The organism is Paenibacillus sp. NEAU-GSW1 (assembly GCF_009737085.1).
Lineage (GTDB): Bacteria > Bacillota > Bacilli > Paenibacillales > Paenibacillaceae > Pristimantibacillus.
Genome location: NZ_WOVL01000018.1, coordinates 74,483 through 97,139, shown reverse-complemented (window position 1 = coordinate 97,139; position 22,657 = coordinate 74,483). Strand labels below are relative to the sequence as shown.

Sequence of the window (22,657 nt, the reverse complement as noted above, 5' to 3'; positions counted from 1 at the left end):
AAATCTAAAACCATATTTACCCATAACCTTCACGCCAATGAAGGTTATTTGTCGTGCCTAGAAATTAGTATACCAATTAACTTGGCGCGCTCCAATACTAAAAGCTTGACAAACATTAGCTGGTTTTTATGAAATTCACTTTTTTAATTTACTGATGCGAGCCGTTTCTCTAGCGAGCGAACCTCTTTTGAGACGGCCTTTTTTTTGTCGTGGCACGATCTCAGAGGAACAACACTTTTATTATTGGCTATTGACAATCTTAAAAGGTGACTATAAAATGAGAAAACAATGTGTAACCGATTACATGTTACGCGATTACATCTGAAATGGATAAAGAGGTGCAAGGATGGCTAAGCCAAAGATTACGGTTATTGGAAGCATGAATATAGATATGGTTACCGAAACGGATGTCATGCCAAATCAAGGCGAGACGATTTTTGGCAGCGTTTTCTCTAGCTTTACAGGCGGGAAAGGCGCGAATCAAGCAGTCGCTTGCGCGCGGCTTGGCGCTCAGGTTAGGATGATCGGCTGTGTAGGCAACGACCACTTCGGGAAACAGCTTTTGGAGGCTCTTCAGAAGGAGGGCGTTAATACGGATGATGTGAAAACGGTTACTCATCAATCGACGGGCATCGCGACGATTACCGTATGCGACAACGATAACCGTATTATCGTTATTCCAGGAGCTAACTATAGCCTGCTTCCGGAAGATATTTCGGCATTGAAGGAAATGATTGCGGATTCAGATATGCTGCTGCTGCAGCAAGAAATTCCGTTCGCTACTGTCGAAGCGGCCATCAAGCTCGCAAATGAGCTGGATATACCGGTTATATTAAATCCTGCTCCTGCTATCAAGCTGCCGCAAGAGCTGCTGGAACAGGTTTATATCATTACGCCAAATGAATACGAGCTGTCCATATTGCTTGGCCTTGGCGACAACTCGGATCGGTCATTCCAGCGGTTGATGGACTTGTATCCTCACCGAATTGTCATGACGGGCGGCAGCAACGGAGCCTTTTACAAATCGCTGGACGGGGAGATTAAGCATGAGCCGGGCAGAAAGGTACAGGCCGTCGATACAACCGGTGCAGGCGACACCTTCAACGGTGCGCTAGCCGTTAAGCTGAGCGAGGGTTCGCCGCTGGACGAGGCCGTAAAGTTTGCGGTAGCAGCCAGCGCTTTATCGGTGACCAAGCTTGGCGCCCAGAGTGGAATGCCGCTGCGCATAGACGTTGAAAGGTTTATTGAAACACAAAACTAGTAATTGACTTGAGAGGGTTTAAAAATGAAAAAAAACGGCATATTGAACAGTGACATAGCAGCGGTAATTGCCCGGATGGGCCATACTGACATTATCGTAATCGGGGATTGCGGACTCCCTATTCCCGACTCGGTGAAACGAATTGATCTGGCGGTAAAGCAAGGGCTGCCGTCGTACTTGGATACGTTGGAGGCGGTGCTCGCCGACATGGAGGTCGAAACAGCGATAATCGCTAGTGAAATGGCAGAGCAAAATGCACCGGTTTATGACCGTACCAGACAGCTGTTGAACGGCATTCCAGTCAACGCCGTGACGCATGAAAAGCTAAAAGAACTAACCTTGCGAGCTAAAGCGGTGATTCGTACGGGGGAAGCGACGCCGTATGCGAACATCATTCTTCAATCAGGCGTTATTTTCAAATAAAGGCTGTTGTTCAGCAAAAGGGGGGCACAGATGGATTTTCTAATTGAAATGACCGGAATTCATAAATCCTTTTCTACGGTGCAAGTATTGAAGAACGCCGCATTTCAGCTTAAGCCGGGCGAAATTCACGCACTGATGGGAGAGAATGGCGCAGGCAAATCGACATTGATGAAAATTTTGACTGGCGTATACAAAGCCGACTCCGGCTCGGTTAAGGTCAAGGGACAGGATGTCATGTTCGCGAACCCGAAGGAAGCTGAAGATATGGGCGTAGCGATCATTCACCAGGAGCTAAACATTATTCCGAAGCTGTCCGTATCCGAAAATATGTTTCTCGGCAGACAGCTTACCTACGGCAAATCCGGCATTGTACGGAATAAAGAAATGAAGCGCAAGACGCAACAATATTTGCGGCGGCTGGGCGTTGAGCTTGACCCGGATGCCGCGGCCGAAACGTTGTCGATCGGGCAGCAGCAAATGATCGAAATCGCGAAAGCGCTGTCTAAAAAAGCCGAGGTTCTCATTATGGACGAGCCTACTGCGGCGCTGACGGATCGTGAAATCGAAGCGCTGTTTAAAATCATGGAGCAGCTGCGGCGCGAGGGTGTAGGCATTGTCTATATTTCGCACCGGATGGAGGAAATCTTTCAGATTTGCGACCGTATTTCGGTTCTTCGCGACGGAGCGTTTCTTGGAACCGAGAAGATAGCTGAAACGACGGTCGAGCATATTGTTCGGTTAATGGTCGGCCGCGAGATCGGCGAACGGTATCCGGAACGCAATAGCAAAATTGGAGGAGAGCGGCTTCGAGTCGAAAATTTAAGCGACGGCAAGAAGCTGAGCGGTATCAGCTTCTCCGCAGCGGCAGGCGAGATTGTCGGCATCGCCGGGCTTATGGGTGCGGGACGAACGGAAATCGTTCGGATGCTGTTTGGGGCTGACAAGAAAAAACACGGCAAAATCTATATTGACGGCCGCGAGGCAACGATCGACAATCCGGCGCGGGCTATCGAAGCGGGGATCGTATTCGTAACGGAAGACCGCAAGCATCAGGGCTTAGTACTCGGCATGTCCGTCCGGGAAAATTTATCTTTAACCAATTACAAACGGATTGCAAGCTCAGGCGTGATTTCCGCCAAGAAGGATAATGAGCTGGCTGAGACAATGATCAAGCGATTCAACATAAGAACGCGAGATTCCGAGCAAACGGTTAAATCGTTAAGCGGCGGCAATCAGCAGAAGGTTGCCATTGGCAAATGGCTGGGCGAACTGCCTAAAGTGTTCATTATGGACGAGCCGACTAGAGGCGTGGACGTCGGGGCGAAAAAGGAAATTTACAGCATGATGAACGAGCTTAGCGAGCAAGGCGTCACGATTCTTATGGTTTCATCGGATTTGCCAGAAGTATTAGGTATCAGCGACCGCGTTATTGTCGTACATGAAGGACGCATCTCCTCTATATTGGACAAGGCGCAAATGAATCAGGAAACAATCATGCATGCAGCGACAGGAGGAAGCGGCAATGGCCATTGACAAAAAACAATTATCATCCACTTTGCAAAAGTTAGGTCCTCTCATCGGACTTCTTATCATTACGGTCATTTTAATAATCGCAAGTCCGAATTTTATGACCGTCAACAACATAATGAACGTGTTCCGCCAAGTTTCCATTAACGCTTTAATCGCTTTCGGCATGACCTTTGTCATACTGACCGGAGGCATCGATCTTTCAGTAGGCGCAACGCTTGCGCTGTCCGGAGCACTGACGGCAGGGCTGCTGAACGGAGGGATGGATCCCGTAACCGCAATCATCATCGGACTTGCCGCAGGCGGAGTAATGGGTACGATTAACGGGCTGCTCGTGACGAAAGCGAGGATTGCTCCTTTCATCGCGACGCTGGCTACGATGACCATTTACCGGGGCTTTGCTCTCGTCTATACGGATGGCAGGCCGATAACTGGTTTTGAAAGCGAATTATTCACATTAGTTGGCGGAGGCTACTTTTTTGGAGTACCCGTTCCTGTAATTATTACGATCATCATTTTCGCCGTACTATTATTCGTGTTACGCAAAACGACCTTTGGCAGAAATATTTATGCTATCGGAGGAAATGAAGAGGCTTCGCTGCTTTCCGGTATCAAGACCGGCCGCTTTAAGATATATGTGTATGCTTTGACGGGCCTGCTTTCGTCGCTTGCGGGCATTATTCTTACGTCCCGCCTGAACTCGGCGCAGGCAAATGCCGGCACCGGCTACGAGCTGGATGCAATCGCAGCCGTCGTGCTTGGCGGTACCAGCTTGTCAGGCGGCAAAGGATGGATCGTCGGTACGCTGGTAGGGGCGCTTATTATCGGCGTATTGAACAACGGCTTGAATCTGCTTGGCGTTTCCTCGTTTTATCAACAAGTGGTTAAAGGGATGGTTATTCTGTTGGCCGTATTGCTGGATCGCAAAAAAGCCAATAGTTAAATCATATAATACAAAAAAGGTGGTTAACTCATGAAAAAGACATCGAAACTCCTAAGTATCGGCATGATTGCGGCGCTGCTCCTCGCTGGCTGCTCAACAACAGCTCCTGGAACAGAAACTACTAAAGAGCCGGAGCAAGGCGGAGCCAAAACAGAGGGCATTAAAATCGGACTTGCCGTATCGACGCAAAGCAATCCATTTTTCGTAACCTTAAAAGAAGGCGCACAGCAAACAGCTACGGCCGAATCGGCTGAATTAATTACGGTTGACGCACAAGACGATGCCGCCAAGCAGGCTTCCTCGATCGAAGATTTAATTCAACAAAAAGTAGATGTCATCATTATTAATCCTACCGATTCGGCAGCTATCGTGCCCGCAGTTGAATCCGCAAACGCTGCAGGCATCCCGGTTATTACGGTCGACCGGACGGCAGACGGCGGAAAAGTCGTGTCGCATATCGCTTCCGACAATAAAGCTGGAGGCGTGCTCGCCGCGAAGTTTATCGCCGAGCAGCTGAACGGTACGGGCAAGGTTGTCGAGCTTGAAGGCATTCCGGGCTCTTCTGCGGCTCGCGAGCGCGGTGCGGGCTTTAATGAAGAAATCGCCAAATCCAGCGGCATTCAAGTAGCGGCCAAACAGCCAGCCGACTTTGATCGCGCTAAAGGCTTGACGGTCATGGAAAATATTTTGCAAGGCAACAAAGATATTAAAGCCGTTTTCGCACACAACGATGAAATGGCGCTTGGCGCACTTAAGGCTATCGAAGCAGCAGGGGCAACAGGCATTCTAGTTGTCGGCTTCGATGCGACTGATGATGCCGTGAAGGAAGTATTTGCAGGCAAGCTGAGCGCGACCGTGGCGCAAAAGCCTGATCTGATGGGTATGTTGGCAGTACAAACCGCTATTAAGATTGCCAAAGGCGAAGCGGTCGAGTCATCGATTCCAGTTGAACTTGATCTGATTACGAAAGATTCCGCAAAATAGTAACGCGCAGGCTACAACCAAACAAGTGTGTTTACGCTTCTGTGAGCGTAAACACACTTGTTTTTTAAATTGATAATTCCGTATACTTTATATCAAATGTCAGGCTGATTCGCGAAAGGATTTTGTTATCAATGACTACTATTAAAGATGTCAGCAAGTTGGCCGGCGTGTCCGTCGCCACTATTTCCCGTCTGCTTAATCAAAGCGGCTACGTCAGCAAGGAGGCGGAAATCGCGGTAATGGCAGCCATTCAAAAGCTGAATTATAAGCCTAATAATATCGCAAGAAGCTTGGCAGGCAAAAAAACCGCAGCCGTCGCTTTAATGGTACCCGATATTTTAAACCCCTTTTTCCCGGAAATAGCCCGCGCGGCAGAGGACGCAGCAGCGGCTCGCGGCTTTACGCTTGTGCTGTGCAATACAGACAATAATCCGGATAAAGAGAAGAATTATATTGAAACGCTAATCAACAAGCAAATAGACGGCATCATTATTTCGTCCTATACCGTTCTTCCCGAGCAGATCATTGCCCTGCAGGATCGTTCCATTCCGATTGTCGCGATAGATAAATCTTTTTCCGATTATCCTATTCTTTCGGTTACAGCCGCAAACCGCCAAGGCGGCGAAATGGCCGTTGAACATCTTCTATCTGCCGGCTGTCGCAAGATCGCGCATATTTCCGGCCCTATATACGTGTCTTCGTCGAGAGAGAGGACGCTTGCCTATGAAGAAAAATGCCGGGATTTGCCGTGGTTTACGCCAAGCTTGATCGGTTATGGCAATTTTACCGTTGCTGGAGGCTATCAGGCCATGAAGGATATTTTCAAGCTGCATCCCGATGTGGACGGCGTATTCGCGGGCAATGACCTGATGGCGGCCGGAGCCTTAAAGGCGTTAATCGAACTGGGAGTTAAAGTTCCTGAGCAAGTGAAGTTGATCGGCTTCGACGGCATCCGGATGGATATGGTTTATCCTGAAATTTCGACCATTTCCCAACAAAGTTACTCGATCGGCAAAACGGCAATGGATTATTTAATCCGTTTAATTAACAACGAACCTATTGAACGTAAAAATTACGAGCTTGAAGTGGAGCTGTTGCAAAAGGCTACTACTTAGCGCTATGAGGCTCGCAGAAAAGATAGTTCATAGCAATAACCTATTGCCGCAGGCGACAGATTCCGATATAATGTCCATTATAGGTGAACAATTGTCTTTGTAGGGAGGACGAAATAGTGACGCAACGTTATTATGTCGTTCGGGAAGATATGCTGCCGGAAGCGATTATGAAGACGATCCAAGTGAAAGAAATGCTTGGACGGGGAGACGCAGCGACGGTGCATGAGGCGGTGGAGCGGGTTGGCCTTAGCCGCAGCGCCTTTTATAAATACAAAGATGGCGTATATGCGCTCCATGAGCTGGAACGCGAGCGGATCGTCACGATTGCAATGGATTTGGAGCATCGCTCGGGCGTATTATCCAAGGTGCTCAGTCTGGTAGCAGGCCTCGAGGGCAATGTGCTGACGATGAATCAGAGCATTCCGCTGCAAGGCTTCGCCAATGTCGTCATCTCGGTGGACATATCGCAGATGACCGGCGAGCTTAGTTCGTTAATCGAGATCATACGCAGCCAGCAAGGCGTGCGCAAAGCATCCGTCATTGGGCAAGGATAAGCTATTATTAAATATAGAAACGAGGAATTAGGATGAAGCCAGTTAAGGTAGGTTTGCTTGGACTCGGTACTGTAGGAACAGGCGTTGTACGCATCGTTGAAGGTCATCAAGAAGATTTGCAGGGACAGGTCGGCTCCCCGATCGTCATTGAGAAGGTGCTTGTTAACAATAAGAACAAGTCGCGCAGCATTTCGATCGACGCATCGAAGCTGACCGAAGATCCGTGGGAAATTATCCATCACCCTGAAATCGACGTTGTCGTCGAAGTCATGGGCGGCATTACACATACAAAGGAATACATCATGGAAGCGTTGGCCCGCGGCAAGCATGTCGTGACGGCAAACAAAGACTTGATGGCGCTGCACGGTCAAGAAATACTGGCAAAAGCGCAGCAGCATGGCTGCGATGTGTTGTATGAAGCGAGCGTTGCCGGAGGCATTCCAATTATCCGTACGCTGATCGAAGGCTTTTCTTCCGACCGCATTACGAAAGTAATGGGCATCGTGAACGGTACAACCAACTACATTTTGACGAAAATGAGCCAAGAGGGCGCATCCTACGGCGACGTGCTGAAAGAAGCGCAAGACCTCGGCTATGCGGAGGCTGATCCTACTTCTGACGTAGAAGGACTGGACGCTGCGCGCAAAATGACGATTCTGGCAACGCTCGGCTTCCGCGCGAATGTCGCGTTGGAGGACGTGTCCGTTCAAGGGATGTCGAAGGTGAGCAAAGAGGATATTTTGTACGCGAAACGGCTTGGCTATGAAGTGAAGCTGCTCGGCATCGCAGAGCGCCAGGACGATGAATTCAGCATCAGCGTGCAGCCTACAATGGTTAAAAAATCGCATCCGATCGCTTCGGTAAACGGCGTTTACAATGCGGTTTATGTATATGGCGAGGCTGTCGGCGAAACGATGTTCTACGGCCCTGGCGCCGGCGAGCTGCCAACGGCGACATCGATCGTAGCCGATCTCGTAGCTGTCGTTAAAAACTTGAAGCTGGGCGTCAACGGCAAGCAAGGCGTCGTAGCCTTTAAAGAGAAAAAGCTGAAAACGGATGAACAAATTAGCTCGAAGTACTTCCTTCTGCTCCATGTGGACGACCGCGCAGGCGTGCTGGCTCGCATTACGCAAGTGTTCGCAGACTTCGAAGTGAGCCTTGAATCCGTGCTGCAGCAGCCGAACCCGTCCAATCCGGAAGCGGAAATTATCGTCATTACGCATGATGCGAACAAAGCGGCAATCAATAAAGTGCTGCAAAAGTTCGAATCGCTTGATGTAATTCGCAAAGTGAAGAGCGTCTATCGCGTAGAAGGCTAATCTCAATTAAATGAAAGTTAAAAAGTCTGGTTTTCAGCACATGAGTAATGCTTCCGTAGCTGCGTTTTTTCAAAACGCTGCAGAAGGTTGAATGAAGCTAGGGAATGAGGATCGGAGCGTAGTGGGTTACTACGTGAGAACCTGAAATGTTTCCGCAGGAAACATACTTCGGAAGCAGATGCTTTGTCCCGGCTGAATTCAAGATTCGATGCCGGAGCGCTTCTTGAATAACATCGTGATCAAAAGCAGACTTTTTAACATCTTATAAAGGAGCTTTACTTGTTATGAATCGTGTATTAGTAAAGGTACCGGCCAGCACCGCCAATTTGGGGCCAGGCTTCGATACGCTGGGCATGGCATTGTCGCTCTTTGCATGGATCGAAATGTCGGCAGCTGACAAGACAGAGTTTCGCCTTTACGGCGACCAGATGAAAGGCGTTCCAACCGATAAATCGAACTTGATCTATAAAGTGGCACAGCTTGTGTTTAAAGAAGCGGGAGTTGAAGTACCCGAACTGTGCGTGTCTATGTACAGCGATATTCCGCTGACACGCGGTCTTGGCAGCAGCGCATCGGCGATCGTCGGCGCGTTAGTCGCAGCCAACGCGCTGATCGGCAGCCCGCTCAGCGAGGACAAGCTGTTCCAGCTTGCGACTTCGCTTGAGGGGCATCCCGACAATGTCGGCGCCTCGTTATTCGGCGGCATTGTCGTCTCCGCCTGGGACGGCGAGCGTGCCGACCATGTCCGGCTGGAGCCGCATCCGAGGCTGGAAACGCTGGTCGCAATTCCGGCGTTCCAGCTGTCCACCGAGAAGGCGCGCCACGCGCTGCCTTCGCAAATCAGCATGGCCGACGCCGTATTCAACGTCGGCCGCAGCTCGCTGCTCGTCGCCGCGCTTGCGAGCGGCGAGCTGGGACTCATTCGTCATGCCATGCGCGATCGTTTGCATCAGCCGTACCGTGCGGCGCTTATTCCCGGCATGACGGCAATATTGGAGCGCGCCGCCGACTATGGCGCGCTTGGCGCAGCGCTCAGCGGAGCGGGACCGACGCTGATTGCGTTCGTGGATGCGGAGAGCCCGCGCAAGTCGGAGCTTGAAGCTTTTCTGCTCGAGACGCTGCAGCGGGAAGGTATTGAAGCCAAGACGATGTGGCTGAAGCCGGTTGCTGCTGGACCGGAGATAACGGTGAAATCCGCCGCCGAATCGGAGGATTTCATGTCGCGCATTAAAGGAGAGGTCATGCAATGAAGCAATCGGTAGCTCTTTTGCCGGCAGGATCTGTATCCGATGAAGCGGCAAAAAAACTGTTTGGCAATGAAGAAGTGAATTGGAATCATCATCGCATGATATCGGACGTTTTTATGTCCACGGTAAATCAGGTAAGCCAATATAGCGTTATTCCGATTGAAAATACGATTGAAGGCTCGGTAAGCCTGCATATGGATTGGCTCGTGCATGAGGTGGATTTGCCCATCCAAGCCGAGTGGGTCTACCCATCGATTCAAAATTTGATTGGACGCCGTGCCGAGCTCGAGAACGAAAACGGACAGCTTGATTTGCGCCGGATTAAGAAAGTGTTCAGCCACCCGGTTGCGATGGCGCAATGCTTGCAGTTTCTGCGGAATGAAATGCCGGGTACAGAAACCGAAACGGTCGGCAGCACGTCGGAAGGGGTGCGTATTGTGCGCGACAATCCGGGCGTCGGCTGGGCAGCGATTGGAACATCTACCGCGGCTGCGAACAATCAATTAGATATATTGAGCAGCGGTGTAACCGATCACGACAACAATTACACACGTTTTCTTCTAGTAGGCAATGAACCGTTCACGGCGCGGCATTCGGAACATCGTAAAACGAGCATATTGATTACGCTCCCAGACGACTTTCCGGGCGCGCTGCATCGTGTGCTTTCGGCGTTTGCCTGGCGGAAAATCAATTTGACGAAAATCGAGTCGAGGCCGACAAAGAAAAAACTCGGCACCTACTATTTCTTCATCGATATCGATATGTCGCTCGATACGGTGCTGCTGCCATCGGCTATTGAAGAGATCGAAGCGTTGGGCTGCCAAGTGCGCATTCTGGGCAGCTACCCGAGCTTTACGTACGAACAATTGTGCAACTAGCAATTAGCTAATGAAGCAGAAAATCAGATCGATCTAAGAATCGCCATCTTCCCGGTTGGAAGGTGGCGATTTTTATTTTTTATGTCAGCATTTTTTTTCGAATAAGTTGGAGACACATGCCTATGTTCTGCATAGGATGTAATGATTGATAGCAGGCATTAGCCGTGACTGCTGTACAACGAACGTGACAGGAGGTTTTCAGCGAGTGAAAATTTATGTCGTTAAGAAAGGCGATACATTGTATTTTATTAGCCAGAAACATAATGTGTCGATTGAAGAAATTTTAAAGCTGAACCCGGCAATTACGAATCCCGATGTGCTTGACGTTGGCATGAAGCTTAAAATTCCGTCCACGAGCGGCGGAGGAGTTGGTGATATTATGCATCAGCACGTTGTCAAACAAGGGGATACGCTTTGGAAGCTGTCCAAAGCTTGGGGTGTGCCGCTTGCCGACATGATAAAAGCGAATCCGCAGCTTAAAAATCCGAATGTGCTGCTGACCGGGGAAATCGTCAATATTCCGAAATCGACTCATACATCGGTTGATTTGCAAGCGGCCGGCACAGGCTCGGGACATCATCCGCTCCATCCGATGTCGATCGTGCAAGGCGTGCAGAACTTGGTTGGCGGCAAGAAGAACACAGCGCCAATTCAAGGCAAAACGCCTACAGCGCCGATAATGCCGGTGCCGCTTCCAGCACCGGTGCCGGCGCCGGCTCCAGTTTCGCCAGCGGGCAAAGCGCCAACAGGGCCGATCGTAGAGAAAAAACCGACGGCTCCGATTGTGGAACAAAAACCGGTTGCGCCTGTTGTTGAACAAAAACCGGTTGCGCCAACGAAAACCGCTCCGGCGAAAACGGCTCCTGCGAAGGCTGCGAAAGAGCAGGCAAATGCGGTAAAACCGCAAAAAGCGCTGCCGATCGAAAAGAAAAAAACGAGTCCTATACATGCAGAAAATGTGCCTAATGCCGTAAATCCGTTCCAGCAATTCAATATGCCTGCGATCGAAGCTTCGTCCCCTGCAAACAATGTCAGCCCTGCATTTGGCAGCGGCTATGGCTACGGAAACGTTTCGCCATTGCAAAGCGGCTACGGATACGGCGGAGGACAAGTGATGCCGCTCGCCGAGAACGCCAATCTGACGCCTTTGAATGTCGGCGGCGCGAACGTTGCTCCGTTCGGCTTTGGTCCATCCAATGTCGCAGCTTCTAATATCGGTCCGCTCGGCAACGTTTCTCCGGCTAATATCGGTCCTTCCAATATTGGACCGTCAAACGTATCTCCATTTCAAGAAATGCCTTATGGCGGCTACGGCTATGGCTATGGCCCGACAGGCGTATCTCCGTCGAATATAGGCCCTGAATCGACTGGCGGCTACGGCTATGGCTATGGCCCGACAGGCGTATCTCCGTCGAATGTAGGTCCTGAATCGATTGGCGGCTATGGCTATGGCTTTGGGCCGACAGGCGTGTCTCCGTCGAATGTAGGTCCTGAATCGGTTGGCGGCTATGGCTACGGTTATGGCTATGGCCCGACAGGCGTATCTCCGTCGAATATCGGCCCTGAATCGGTTGGCGGTTACGGCTACGGCTATGGCTATGACTTTGGCCCGACAGCAGTCTCGCCAGCTAACGCAGGTCCTGAGCACATTGCCGGCCTGCAAGAAAATAATATCTCGCCATCGAATATCGGCCCTGAATCGGTCGGCGGTTACGGAGCGGTTTCTCCTGCCGGAAGTTACGGTTATCCGGTATGGGGCTTCCCGCCATTCCCGCCGTTTCCTCCGTACCCGACTTGGCCTGGCCAAGTTGCAGGCGTGAATGAGAAGCCATGCGGCTGTAAAGAAAAACGCGAAGATGAGATCGACAAGGGCAAGAGCGAAGTTGTGAAAAACAGCAAAACGCAGCGCAAGCCAGGTAAAAAAGCGGTTATCCGCACCGTGGCGTCGCCGTTGCGCAACGATAAACGCGGCAGCAAGCCTTGGATTAAACGATAATGGAATGGAGCGGCGCCTGATTCGTCCTTGTGGACGCTTCAGGCGTTTGCTTTGTATGCATAGATTTGGCATTGGAGGAAACACTATTGTCAAATCTGAACCGGACGCCGGAGCTGCGCGCGGGGCAGAAAAAAACGCGAAGGGGCTTATCGAGATGATGGAGTTCAGCTTATGGAAGCAGGTCCGAAAACGTCTACGTCGCCGTCGCCGCTCCTTATGGTTATTAGGCTCCTTTACGTTATGGCTTGCGGCTGCGGCAATAACAGGAACAGGAGCTTTTCTTGTAACTCCGTTCGCAGAAGCAGCGTCGAGCTTGCCGGAATCGGAAAAGGACAGAAACAGTGTTATTCAAACCTTAGAGCGGCATGATGGACCCTTGACGGTCAAACTGCGCAGCGTTTATATATGCGGCGAAGCAATTCGCAATTTAGGGCGGATCGATGCGCGCCAAATTGTAAAACTGCTGATGTCGCACCCCGAGTGGACGGCTGTAATGGCAAGCGATGGAACAACGGTGCAGCTCGAGCAGCAGATCGATGATTTTTCCGAGGATTGCAGAGCTCAAGCTTACTTCGGATTGGACAAGCATGGCTATTTGTCGTTATTTGAAGGAGTGCCAAAAAAAGAAAAGGTCGTAAAAACTTTTTTTCAGCTGGATATCCAATACATGGAGAGCGCCTTGCCGCAGCAAAAAGTCGATGAGCTTGCTAACGGCATTAAGGTATCCGATATCGATGAGTACAATAGCGTACTTTCGACCTTTAGCGATTATGCCGTTCAAGAGAACGAAAAGGCAATGAAATCTGCGTACTAATCCGCCGCCCGGCGTTGCCCAGCCGCGAGTCATCCATCGACTCGCGGCTTTATTGCGCTTAAGGAGCACCTCCCTTTGGCGATCCTCTCAAACGCGTGTTCTCATTCATGGCTCGATTTGCTATAATAGAAGTTATACATAATGAAAGCATCCCTTAGAGGCAGCGCAATCATTGAAGGAGATGGGAGCTTGCGTGTACTAGGAATAGACCCCGGCATTGCGATAGCGGGTTTTGGTTTTATCGATAAAGTTGGTCATAAGCTTACGCCTGTGCAGTACGGCTGCATACAGACGGCAGCAGGTACGCCGTCCCAGGAGAGGCTGCTTCAAGTATATGATTCGGCCGCCGCACTGATGGATAAATACAAGCCGGATTGCGTCGCGATCGAGAAGCTGTTTTTCAACCGGAACGTAACGACCGCATTTGACGTCGGGCAAGCTAGAGGCGTCATTATTTTGGCTGCGGCGCAGCGCGGATTGCCGGTATCCGAATATACGCCGCTGCAGGTGAAACAGTCGGTTGTCGGATACGGCAAGGCGGAAAAACGACAGGTGCAGGAAATGGTCAAAATGTTTCTGAGGCTGTCCGCCATACCGAAGCCGGACGATGTCGCAGACGCGCTGGCCGTTGCGATTTGCCATGCTCATACCGCCGTAATGGCGCAAAAAATAAACGAGGTGCGTCGATGATCGATTTTTTAAGAGGCTTGGTAGCCCATTTGGAATCGGAATATATTGTGCTGGAAGTCCGTGACGTCGGCTATCGGGTATTCACGCCGAATCCCTATGCCTTCGCCGGCAAAGAAGAAGCGATAACGGTATTCATTCATCATCATGTCCGCGAAGATGCGGTTCTGCTGTACGGCTTCGAAACGCGAGAGGAGCAGGCATTGTTTCGCAAGCTGCTCGAAGTGTCCGGCATCGGTCCGCGCGTTGCGCTTGGCATTCTGGCAGGGGGGCGTCCCGATGCGGTTATTGCGGCCATTCATCAGGAAAATCTCGCTTTCCTGACCAAGCTTCCGGGAATCGGCAAAAAAACGGCGCAGCGTATGGTGCTCGATTTGAAAGACAAGCTGTCCGGCTTTGTTTCTGATGCCGGTCTGCTGGCGGCCGCCGGTTTAGCGCCTTCGGCGCCGAGTTCAGCATTGTCCGCAGGTATGCAAGGGACTGGAACGGCATGGGAGGAAGCGCGCGAGGCGCTGGCCTCGCTCGGATACACGCAAGCTGAGCTCGATAAAGCATGGGCTTCGCTGCAGCCGAGCGTAACAGCCGACGAAACGGTGGATTCCTTGATGAAACGAGCGCTGCAGCAGCTGTTCAAGGGGTAACGGAAGGAGTTGAACGCAGTTGGAAGATCGAATCATTTCCGCTAATTTAATGATGGACGAGCAGGCAATGGAGCTTAGCTTGCGTCCGCGCTATTTGGCTGAATATATCGGGCAGTCTAAAGCAAAGGAAAATCTGAAAATTTACATTGATGCCGCAAAGCTTCGCAAAGAAGCGCTGGATCATGTACTGTTGTACGGGCCGCCGGGGCTCGGCAAAACGACGCTGTCCAACATTATTGCCAATGAACTTGGCGTCAATCTGCGCACGACCTCTGGACCGGCGATCGAACGTCCGGGCGATTTGGCGGCATTGCTGACGAATTTGCAAGAGGGAGACGTTCTTTTTATTGATGAAATTCATCGGCTTCATCGGACGGTAGAAGAGGTGCTGTACCCGGCAATGGAGGATTTCGCGCTCGATATTATGATCGGAAAGGGGCCGAGCGCAAGGTCGGTAAGGCTTGATTTGCCGCCCTTCACGCTAATCGGCGCGACGACGAGAGCCGGATTGTTGTCCGCACCGCTGCGAGACCGATTCGGCGTCATTAGCCGGCTTGAATTTTATACGGTTGATGAGCTGGCGTATATCGTTTCCCGATCGGCTGAAATTTTCGATATATCGATTATCGGCGAAGCTTCGCAAGAGATCGCAATGCGCTCTCGAGGAACGCCGCGGATTGCTAACCGACTATTGAAGCGAGTTCGCGATTTTGCCCAAGTACGAGGCGACGGAATTATTACGCATGAAATCGCGATGGCGGCGCTGGAGCTTCAGCAGGTCGATCCGATGGGCCTCGACAGCATCGATCACAAAATGTTGCTTGCCATGATGACTACATTTGCCGGCAGGCCTGTCGGACTGGATACAATAGCCGCCTCAATAGGTGAGGAAAGTCAAACGATTGAAGATGTATACGAGCCTTACTTAATGCAGATCGGATTTTTGCAGCGGACGCCGCGCGGCCGCATTGCGACTGATCAAGCCTATCGACATCTCGGATTGCCGGTTCCTGAAAGATAATGAAGTACGCGAAAGGAGAAATTAGCGCATGAAAACAAACCGTTGGTCCTATCGGCGGTTAACGCTATTGACGATCATTGGCTTGCTGCTCATTTCGACTTGGACGGCGAAGCCGTCACTAGGCGCAGTGCCGAAGCTGGATTCGATAAGAGTCGCCATCTTTTTGCAATTTCCGGGGAAATATCAGGTCAATACGCCTGTTGCTACACTGTCGTCATCCGGCGGTCTGTCTGTCGGCATGCGGAAACCGTCGGGGACGGAAGCATGGACGACTCTCGGAGCGGATGTGCCGGCAAAGTTTGCGGTGGATGATTATAAAGTAAAGATTGTGGAGACGGGAAGCTTTGATACCGCTCTCAAAGTGCAAAAACGTATTCAGTCCGCATCTGGAGCCGGATTTATTACATCGCTGACGAAAAACGGAAAAACGGTTTATCAAGTGGCGGAAGGAAGCTACAGCACAGCGGCAGATGCGGCGGCTGCATTGAAGAAATGGAGCGCGGACAGCGAATTGCTCGGCATTGCCGGCGGAGTCGCTCCTGTTCTGTCAGGACCGTTGCATCTCGAGAGCGCAGCCTATAAGACGCGCGATGAAGCAGTGAAAGCGGCAGACACGTTCAGCGCGGCAGGCATTGATGCTTATATTGCTCAACGCAGCGCGGCTAGCTATACCGTTATGGTCGGCGCGGAAGCGGATGCCGCTAGTCTGGAGTTAATTAAGAAGAAAGCAGGAGCTGCCGGCGCAACTTTGAAACAAGCAAGCGCAGAACCGTACTTGTTGTATCGCAATGACCATACGACAAGCGGAAAAGCAGCAAATCCGGCGCAGCTATTCGCATTTCCTGCGGGAACGGCGAAAGTATGGGTTGCGCCGCGTTCAACGGCTTCAATCAAACTGACGGAGCGTTCCAACCGTACGTATAGAGGCGAGTTCGAGCTTAGCGAGTTCAACGGCAAGCTGGCTGTTATCAATGAACTGCCTTTCGAGCATTATTTGTATTCGGTTGTCGGCGGCGAGATGAGCCCATCGTGGTCGATTGAGGCGCTGAAAGCGCAAGCGGTGTCCGCTAGAACCTATGCGCTTTATCAAGGCTTCGGATTTCAGATCGCCCATGTCGTAGACAGCGTTACAAGCCAAGCCTATTACGGGACAGAGAAGGAAAAGCCGGAGACGATCCGAGCGGTCGATGAGACCGCAGGAGAGGTTATGCTTTATAAAGGCAAATTAATCGAGGCGTTATTCTCTTCAAGCGCTGGAGGACAGACTGCGGATGCAAAAGAAATTTGGGGCAACTCCGTCGCTTACTTGCAAACGGTGTCCAGTCCAGATAAAGTTTCGGAGAAAAACTTGCATCAATGGTATCGCGTTGCACTCCCGAGCGGTTTGACAGGGTATGTGCGAGACGACTTGCTCGATGATACAGGAGAGGTCAATCAAGCGGGCGTTAAAACGATGAAAGTCAATACGGAAGGCACGAAGGTGCGCGTGCTGCCGATTATTCAAGACTCGGTGCCGCTTGTTGGGCAGCTTGGCAAAGGCACGCAGGTTGCAATTTTGGATCGTGTCGTGCAAAATAATGAAATGTCTTGGATTCGCGGGCCTTTCACTTCGAACGATTTGGTCGCTTCGATGAAAGGGAGGACGTCATCTGCAGTGTCAGGACCCATCTCATCGCTGGAAATCAGCAAGCAAGGCGTGTCCGGCCGCGTCACGGAAATGCTTGTGAACGGATCGCCGCTCCCGATTAAATATCCGGACAGCCTTCGCGGCGCATTAGGCGGGCTTCCAAGCACGCTATTCCAAGTGGACGAGACGGCTAAAGTAACGATGATCGGCGCTGGCGGAGAGACGCGCACGAGGTCAACATCGGCGCAACCGATCTACACGATCGGCGCAGACGGCAAAGTAAAGCAGCAAGATGACAATCTGTTTGTGCTCAGCGGAGACGGCAAGGTGCGCGCCACGACCAAAGAAACATCTTTCCGGTTCATTGGCACAGGCAACGGCCATGGCGTCGGCATGTCCCAGTATGGCGCGCTTGGACTGGCGCAGCAAGGGTATGACTATTCCTATATATTGAAATACTACTATAAAGATGTAACCATCGCTAAGGAATGATATGAAGTGAATGTGGATTTGTTTGATTTTGAATTGCCGGAGCATTTGATCGCACAGACGCCGCTAATGACGAGGACGGATTCCCGCTTGCTCGCTTTGAATAAGCGGAACGGACAGCTGGAACACCGCCGGTTTACCGACGTAGCCGATTATTTGAACGAGGGCGACGTTCTCGTACTTAATGATACGAGAGTCATTCCGGCGAGGTTGACCGGTATAAAGCCGGATACAGGCGGCAAGGTAGAATTGCTCCTGCTCAAGCAGCTGGAAGGTGATCGCTGGGAGACGCTCGCTAAACCGGCCAAACGGTTTAAAGCGGGCTCCGAGCTTTGGTTCGGCGATGACGGAAGCGGCAAACCGCTGCTGCGCGCGATTGCCGAGGATGAGGGCGATATGGGCGCTAGAACGATTCGCTTTGAGTACGAAGGCATCTTCCAAGAACTGCTGGACCGGCTTGGTGAAATGCCGCTGCCGCCGTATATTAAGGAAAGGCTTGAGGAGCGCGAGCGGTACCAGACGGTCTATGCCAAGCATGAAGGCTCGGCGGCGGCTCCTACTGCAGGTCTTCATTTCACCGAAGCGTTCTTGCAGCAGCTCGTCGACAAGGGCGTCAAGCTTGCGTTTGTCACGCTTCATGTCGGTCTTGGAACGTTCAGGCCGATGTCGTCTGAAACGGTCGAAGAGCACGAGATGCACTCCGAATATTACGAATTGAATGCGGAGAATGCCCGCATTATTAATGAGGCGAAGGCGAACGGCGGCAAAGTGGTCGCGGTTGGGACAACGTCGTCCCGCACGCTGGAGACGGTTGCCGGCAGGCTTGAAGGCAAGCCGATCGAAGCATGCAGCGGCTGGACGGATATTTTCATTTATCCGGGTTATTCGTTTAAGCTCGTTGACGCGCTTATTACCAACTTTCATTTGCCGAAATCTACGCTTGTGATGCTGGTCAGCGCCTTAGCCGGCCGCGACACCATCATGAACGCCTACAATGAAGCCGTTCGCGAGCAATACCGCTTCTTCAGCTTCGGCGACGCCATGATTATTTATTAATAAAACAAATGTGATGGAGCAGAGGAGAGACGGAAAGAAAAGTTGAGCCGGAGGAGCGTCAGCGTTCGCCTTTGCATTCTGATTTCAACCGCAAAGCGACTGTAATAAAAGAAATCAGAAGACAACAGCGACCGGAGTCCAACTTTTCTTGCAGTAACTCCTCCCCGCTAACATAACATAACCCGAAAAGGAAGAGTGTATAGTGGCAGTAAAATACGAATTTATTAAAGAATGCAAGCAATCCGGCGCCCGCCTTGGACGCGTTCATACGCCGCACGGCGTAATCGAGACGCCTGCATTTATGCCGGTCGGCACGCAAGCGACAGTAAAGACGATGAGTCCGGAAGAGTTAAAGTCGATGGACGCTCATATTATTTTGAGCAATACGTATCATTTATTCCTGAGGCCCGGTCACGAAATCGTGAAGCGCGCCGGAGGACTGCATAAATTTATGAACTGGGATCGCCCGATCCTTACGGACAGCGGCGGCTTCCAGGTGTTCAGCTTAAGCGAGATGCGCAAAATTACCGAGGAAGGCGTTCATTTTCGTTCCCATTTGAACGGAGATAAGCTGTTTCTCTCACCGGAAAAGGCGATGGAAATTCAAAATGCGCTCGGCTCGGACATCATGATGGCGTTCGATGAATGTCCTCCGTATCCGGCTGAATATAATTACGTCAAGCAGTCGCTTGAACGTACGACACGCTGGGCGGAACGTTGCTTGAATTCGCATGTAAGACCGCATGACCAAGCGCTGTTCGCGATCGTACAAGGCGGCATGCACAAAGATTTGCGTCTGCAAAGCGCTAAAGATTTGACTTCCATGGATTTCCCGGGGTATGCTATTGGTGGATTAAGCGTTGGCGAGCCTAAGCATTTGATGTATGACGTACTTGATCATACAGTACCGGTGCTTCCGGCAAACAAGCCGCGCTATTTGATGGGCGTCGGTTCGCCTGACGCATTGATCGAAGGGTCCATCCGCGGTATCGACATGTTTGACTGCGTGCTGCCGACTCGAATTGCCCGTAACGGGACAACCATGACAAGTCAAGGCCGACTCGTTATTCGCAACGCCAAATTTGCGGAAGACTTCGGTCCTCTGGATCCGGAATGCTCTTGCTATACGTGCAAGAACTATTCACGCGCATACATCCGCCATCTATTGAAAGCGGACGAAACATTCGGCATTCGTTTAACGACGTATCACAATTTGCATTTCTTACTTCAACTCATGCGGGACGTTCGCCAGGCGATTATGGAAGATCGGCTGCTTGACTTCCGGGATTCCTTTTTCACCTCGTACGGACTGTTTGATAACGACAAAGGGTTTTAGAAAGGGGGGAATCAAATACGATGACTACATTTCTAGCAGATAATGCAGGTGCAGGCGGAGGAAATATTTGGACAATGGTTGGGCCGTTTATCCTTATGTTCGCGGTCTTTTATTTCTTGTTAATCCGTCCACAGCAGAAGAAACAAAAAGCTCGCACCGCGCTTCTTAACCAGCTGAAAAAAGGCGATAAAATTTCGACTATCGGCGGTTTGCACGGTACGATCGTTGAGCTGACTGACGATATCGTCGTTCTTCGCGTAAACGATACGACGAAGCTGACGTTCGAGCGCAGCGCAATTAACTCCGTTATTTCGAGCGCTCCTTCCGCTGCGACGGAGTAATTGAAATCGCATGAAAGTGGCAGCAATTCTGCCGCCGAAAGCCTGTAACCTGAAGCTGATTCCAATCAGCGATCAGATTACAGGCTTTCTTTCTGCATAGACGGACCATTCGCTCAGCTTCAAGCCGGCAACGCTTGCGGCAATACCCAGCGTTATGCCGCCAGCCATGTCGGTAACCCAGTGGATGCCGAGATAGAGAATAGAGAACAGAATGACCGCAGAGCAAGCGCAGACAACGGCGGCCCAGCGGCGGTTATCCGAATAGCAGGCCAGTATCGCAAGCGTGACCGAGATAGAAGTATGCAAGCTTGGAAAACAATTGTCGAGACCGGAGAGCAGCCGATATTGCGTTTCAAAGGCAGGGAAAGCTTCCAGCATGAGAAAGGATACGCCGCTGGCTTCATAAGACCAAACTTCATTAACCGGAAAAAATAAAAAGAACGGTATTGCGATAAAATAATTAAGCATAATCGAATAGCAGGTGGCGTAATAAAGTTTTCCGTTATTGGCGCTCAAACCGGCGCGTACAGTATATACGGCGAGTGAGGACAGCATCATCGCTTGAAACACAACAACGTACATAAAGGCAAGCGGCGCGGTCAGCCATTTGCTGCGGAATAGAAGTTGTATCGTATGTACAATATTGCCCTCAAGGGCATGGAACATTGAAGTGAAATCGTATGCGGACAGCATTTGCTGCTCGATGCGAAGCTCCATTTTGTTGCAAAAGAGGATGAGAATAAGCGCGATAAAATGCCATGCATACCGTTTCACGCCGACAAGGCTGCGAATAAAGGCAGCCGAAGCGGCAAACGGATTAATAGCGGCGCCTAGCCAAATAAGAAGAAAAGCAGTGAAGGCGGTGTAAGCGGAGACAGACCACATCGAATGAAACAAAACCAAAGAAAAAAACCTCCTAAAGCATCATCTATACCTTGCGACCGCAGGCGGTGCAAAGCTAGTATGCGGCTAGAGAAAGTTTTTTATAAGTTATTTTTTAGTGTTGACGCCGATCATTCCGCCGAATGCGCCTGCTAACAGTGCAATGCCGAGAAGCGCCGCGCTTCTTAAGCTGAGAGAAGCGTCGGCGGCGAGAAAGCCGATGATGAGAATAAGTATGCCGTAAATCACGCCAAGCAGTCCGCCGTGATACCAGCCTTTTCGACCAGACCTGCGGCCGGATACAAAACCGCCTGCAAGTGACGATACGCCATGTACGGCTAGTGAAAGGTTTGGAAGGTTGTTTTCTTTCATATTGCTGAAGTGAAGAAGAAGAGACAAGAGCAAAGCGCCAGCAGCAAGCCATATTAACGCAAACAAAATGCCAGCCAGCACCGGTGAGCCGATTTGCGGCGGCTTGGGAACCTGTTTGACCGGATTCATCGTATCCCCCCTAGAATAATCATACCTAATAATGGATATGGCCAAGCAGGGAAGTTTAGAACAAGCTGTCAGAAGGCTGATGCAATATTTCTAAACCAGACCAACGCTATACTGCCATTATTTCGTACTGATTAAATTCGTATGCCTCCGGCAAATGCAGGTCAGAATAGCTTTACTGGCCGTTCAGAAGGCCGTTTCGAGGAGGCGATTTTCATTGGATTTCTGGGGCCTGCTGGTCCGAACCGTGATTATTTACTTCGTCGTATTTCTGATAATGCGCTTTATGGGAAAGCGGGAAATCGGCAAATTATCAGTGTTTGACCTCGTGATCTCCGTCATGATCGCGGAAATTGCGGTTATCGTTATCGAAGATATCGGCCGACCTTTATGGGAAGGCGTAATGCCGATGGTCGTGCTGCTGTTAATCCAGGTCGGAATGGCGCTCATTGGGCTGAAAAGCCGCAAGCTTCGCCTGTTATTCGACGGTGAGCCAAGTATTCTGATGGCCAAAGGAAAGCTCAATCGCGATGTGATGCGAAAGCAGCGGTATAACCTGGATGATTTAATGCAGCAGCTGAGAGAAAACGGCGTTAGCCGGCTGGCTGATGTAGAGTTCGCCATTTTGGAAACGACAGGGAAGCTTTCCGTCATTCCGAAATCGCCTTCCGAGGTCAAAAACGAGTCTGACGATGAAGCGGCAAGCCGGAAATTTGACCTTGGCAGCATTGGCAATATGACGGAAACGAAGTCGGACACCCCTCCAAAAAGTGTAATACCGAGCAAGTTCCGCTTCGAAATATTGCCAATTCCGCTTATTATGGACGGCAAAGTGCAGGATAGCAATCTGGAGAAGCTGGACAAGACGAGATTTTGGCTGAAAAATGTGCTGCAAGAGCAAGGCGTTCATGATTTTAAAGACGTATTTCTGTGCACGATTGACCATAAAGGAAAGCTGTTTATTGATTCCGAACGAAAGCCGCGTCCGTAGTCCAGAGAAGCATTGCTGCTTCTGGAG

22 protein-coding genes are annotated in these 22,657 nt (G+C 50.8%); 20 read left to right on the top strand and 2 right to left on the bottom strand.

What is annotated here, in order from left to right; translation table 11 throughout:
- Positions 1–346 precede the first annotated feature (346 nt).
- The 19 genes from rbsK to yajC all read left to right on the top strand — a co-directional run bounded on the left by rbsK (position 347) and on the right by yajC (position 20,259).
- The gene (gene rbsK / locus GOM71_RS15350; protein ID WP_156282595.1) at positions 347–1,261 is read left to right on the top strand and encodes a ribokinase; all 915 of its coding nucleotides are present in this window, start codon (positions 347–349) and stop codon (positions 1,259–1,261) included.
- Between the two features lie 24 nt (positions 1,262–1,285).
- Positions 1,286–1,684 (top strand): D-ribose pyranase, encoded by a 399-nt coding sequence (rbsD, locus tag GOM71_RS15345; protein ID WP_156282593.1) that lies wholly within the window; start codon positions 1,286–1,288, stop codon positions 1,682–1,684.
- Positions 1,685–1,714: 30 nt separating this feature from the next.
- Positions 1,715–3,217: a sugar ABC transporter ATP-binding protein gene (locus GOM71_RS15340; protein WP_156282591.1), complete on the top strand. Its 1,503-nt coding sequence runs from the start codon at positions 1,715–1,717 to the stop codon at positions 3,215–3,217.
- Positions 3,207–4,154: an ABC transporter permease gene (locus GOM71_RS15335; RefSeq protein ID WP_156282589.1), complete on the top strand. Its 948-nt coding sequence runs from the start codon at positions 3,207–3,209 to the stop codon at positions 4,152–4,154. Before GOM71_RS15340 ends, GOM71_RS15335 begins: the two co-directional genes overlap by 11 nt.
- Positions 4,155–4,184: 30 nt before the next feature.
- Positions 4,185–5,138: a ribose ABC transporter substrate-binding protein RbsB gene (rbsB, locus tag GOM71_RS15330; protein WP_156282587.1), complete on the top strand. Its 954-nt coding sequence runs from the start codon at positions 4,185–4,187 to the stop codon at positions 5,136–5,138.
- Between the two features lie 131 nt (positions 5,139–5,269).
- A complete protein-coding gene (locus tag GOM71_RS15325; protein ID WP_156282585.1) occupies positions 5,270–6,253 on the top strand; it encodes a LacI family DNA-binding transcriptional regulator in 984 nt (327 codons plus the stop codon).
- A 116-nt stretch (positions 6,254–6,369) separates the two neighbouring features.
- Entirely contained in the window at positions 6,370–6,807 is a 438-nt protein-coding gene (locus GOM71_RS15320; RefSeq protein ID WP_367649628.1) for an ACT domain-containing protein, read from the top strand.
- A 32-nt stretch (positions 6,808–6,839) separates the two neighbouring features.
- The gene (locus tag GOM71_RS15315) at positions 6,840–8,126 is read left to right on the top strand and encodes a homoserine dehydrogenase (RefSeq protein WP_156282583.1); all 1,287 of its coding nucleotides are present in this window, start codon (positions 6,840–6,842) and stop codon (positions 8,124–8,126) included.
- Between the two features lie 284 nt (positions 8,127–8,410).
- The gene (gene thrB / locus GOM71_RS15310; protein ID WP_156282581.1) at positions 8,411–9,376 is read left to right on the top strand and encodes a homoserine kinase; all 966 of its coding nucleotides are present in this window, start codon (positions 8,411–8,413) and stop codon (positions 9,374–9,376) included.
- A complete protein-coding gene (pheA, locus tag GOM71_RS15305) occupies positions 9,373–10,251 on the top strand; it encodes a prephenate dehydratase (protein WP_156282579.1) in 879 nt (292 codons plus the stop codon). The genes thrB and pheA overlap by 4 nt, the downstream gene beginning before the upstream one ends.
- Before the next feature lie 205 nt (positions 10,252–10,456).
- On the top strand, positions 10,457–12,247 hold the full coding sequence (locus GOM71_RS15300; RefSeq protein ID WP_173275666.1) for a LysM peptidoglycan-binding domain-containing protein: 1,791 nt from the start codon (positions 10,457–10,459) through the stop codon (positions 12,245–12,247).
- Between the two features lie 55 nt (positions 12,248–12,302).
- The gene (locus GOM71_RS15295) at positions 12,303–13,061 is read left to right on the top strand and encodes a BofC C-terminal domain-containing protein (RefSeq protein WP_173275662.1); all 759 of its coding nucleotides are present in this window, start codon (positions 12,303–12,305) and stop codon (positions 13,059–13,061) included.
- Positions 13,062–13,250: 189 nt separating this feature from the next.
- A complete protein-coding gene (ruvC, locus tag GOM71_RS15290; protein WP_156282573.1) occupies positions 13,251–13,751 on the top strand; it encodes a crossover junction endodeoxyribonuclease RuvC in 501 nt (166 codons plus the stop codon).
- Positions 13,748–14,389 (top strand): Holliday junction branch migration protein RuvA, encoded by a 642-nt coding sequence (gene ruvA, locus GOM71_RS15285; protein WP_156282571.1) that lies wholly within the window; start codon positions 13,748–13,750, stop codon positions 14,387–14,389. The genes ruvC and ruvA overlap by 4 nt, the downstream gene beginning before the upstream one ends.
- Positions 14,390–14,408: 19 nt before the next feature.
- On the top strand, positions 14,409–15,410 hold the full coding sequence (ruvB, locus tag GOM71_RS15280) for a Holliday junction branch migration DNA helicase RuvB (RefSeq protein WP_156282569.1): 1,002 nt from the start codon (positions 14,409–14,411) through the stop codon (positions 15,408–15,410).
- Between the two features lie 28 nt (positions 15,411–15,438).
- Complete coding sequence (locus GOM71_RS15275) at positions 15,439–17,529, top strand: SpoIID/LytB domain-containing protein (protein ID WP_156282567.1); 2,091 nt, start codon at positions 15,439–15,441, stop codon at positions 17,527–17,529.
- A gap of 6 nt (positions 17,530–17,535) precedes the next feature.
- Positions 17,536–18,582: a tRNA preQ1(34) S-adenosylmethionine ribosyltransferase-isomerase QueA gene (gene queA / locus GOM71_RS15270; RefSeq protein ID WP_367649627.1), complete on the top strand. Its 1,047-nt coding sequence runs from the start codon at positions 17,536–17,538 to the stop codon at positions 18,580–18,582.
- A gap of 199 nt (positions 18,583–18,781) precedes the next feature.
- Positions 18,782–19,918, top strand: coding sequence for a tRNA guanosine(34) transglycosylase Tgt (gene tgt / locus GOM71_RS15265; protein WP_367649631.1), 1,137 nt, complete (start codon positions 18,782–18,784; stop codon positions 19,916–19,918).
- Positions 19,919–19,938: 20 nt separating this feature from the next.
- Positions 19,939–20,259, top strand: coding sequence for a preprotein translocase subunit YajC (yajC, locus tag GOM71_RS15260; RefSeq protein WP_156282565.1), 321 nt, complete (start codon positions 19,939–19,941; stop codon positions 20,257–20,259).
- A 72-nt stretch (positions 20,260–20,331) separates the two neighbouring features.
- Here yajC and GOM71_RS15255 read toward each other — a convergent pair whose 3' ends face one another.
- Together GOM71_RS15255 and GOM71_RS15250 are read right to left on the bottom strand one after the other, a co-directional pair.
- Positions 20,332–21,162 (bottom strand): phosphatase PAP2 family protein, encoded by an 831-nt coding sequence (locus GOM71_RS15255; protein WP_156282563.1) that lies wholly within the window; start codon positions 21,160–21,162, stop codon positions 20,332–20,334.
- Positions 21,163–21,249: 87 nt separating this feature from the next.
- Positions 21,250–21,642, bottom strand: a complete 393-nt coding sequence (locus GOM71_RS15250; RefSeq protein WP_156282561.1) for a TIGR04086 family membrane protein — start codon at positions 21,640–21,642, stop codon at positions 21,250–21,252.
- Positions 21,643–21,916: 274 nt separating this feature from the next.
- Here GOM71_RS15250 and GOM71_RS15245 point away from each other — a divergent pair, with 274 nt between their 5' ends.
- Positions 21,917–22,630 carry a YetF domain-containing protein gene (locus GOM71_RS15245; protein WP_483311049.1) on the top strand — a complete coding sequence of 238 codons (714 nt, stop codon included), beginning with the start codon at positions 21,917–21,919 and terminating at the stop codon, positions 22,628–22,630.
- The last annotated feature ends 27 nt before the right edge of the window (positions 22,631–22,657 follow it).

Excerpts from the sequence above, each read along its gene's own strand:
- pheA (WP_156282579.1), top strand. The coding sequence starts at position 9,373 with ATGAAGCAATCGGTAGCTCTTTTGCCGGCAGGATCTGTATCCGATGAA.
- GOM71_RS15245 (WP_483311049.1), top strand. The coding sequence starts at position 21,917 with ATGCGCTTTATGGGAAAGCGGGAAATCGGCAAATTATCAGTGTTTGAC.
- GOM71_RS15315 (WP_156282583.1), top strand. The coding sequence starts at position 6,840 with ATGAAGCCAGTTAAGGTAGGTTTGCTTGGACTCGGTACTGTAGGAACA.
- GOM71_RS15325 (WP_156282585.1), top strand. The coding sequence starts at position 5,270 with ATGACTACTATTAAAGATGTCAGCAAGTTGGCCGGCGTGTCCGTCGCC.
- rbsD (WP_156282593.1), top strand. The coding sequence starts at position 1,286 with ATGAAAAAAAACGGCATATTGAACAGTGACATAGCAGCGGTAATTGCC.
- rbsB (WP_156282587.1), top strand. The coding sequence starts at position 4,185 with ATGAAAAAGACATCGAAACTCCTAAGTATCGGCATGATTGCGGCGCTG.
- GOM71_RS15250 (WP_156282561.1), bottom strand. The coding sequence starts at position 21,642 with ATGAATCCGGTCAAACAGGTTCCCAAGCCGCCGCAAATCGGCTCACCG.
- thrB (WP_156282581.1), top strand. The coding sequence starts at position 8,411 with ATGAATCGTGTATTAGTAAAGGTACCGGCCAGCACCGCCAATTTGGGG.
- ruvA (WP_156282571.1), top strand. The coding sequence starts at position 13,748 with ATGATCGATTTTTTAAGAGGCTTGGTAGCCCATTTGGAATCGGAATAT.
- GOM71_RS15340 (WP_156282591.1), top strand. The coding sequence starts at position 1,715 with ATGGATTTTCTAATTGAAATGACCGGAATTCATAAATCCTTTTCTACG.
- GOM71_RS15335 (WP_156282589.1), top strand. The coding sequence starts at position 3,207 with ATGGCCATTGACAAAAAACAATTATCATCCACTTTGCAAAAGTTAGGT.
- GOM71_RS15295 (WP_173275662.1), top strand. The coding sequence starts at position 12,303 with ATGCATAGATTTGGCATTGGAGGAAACACTATTGTCAAATCTGAACCG.
- GOM71_RS15275 (WP_156282567.1), top strand. The coding sequence starts at position 15,439 with ATGAAAACAAACCGTTGGTCCTATCGGCGGTTAACGCTATTGACGATC.
- rbsK (WP_156282595.1), top strand. The coding sequence starts at position 347 with ATGGCTAAGCCAAAGATTACGGTTATTGGAAGCATGAATATAGATATG.
- yajC (WP_156282565.1), top strand. The coding sequence starts at position 19,939 with ATGACTACATTTCTAGCAGATAATGCAGGTGCAGGCGGAGGAAATATT.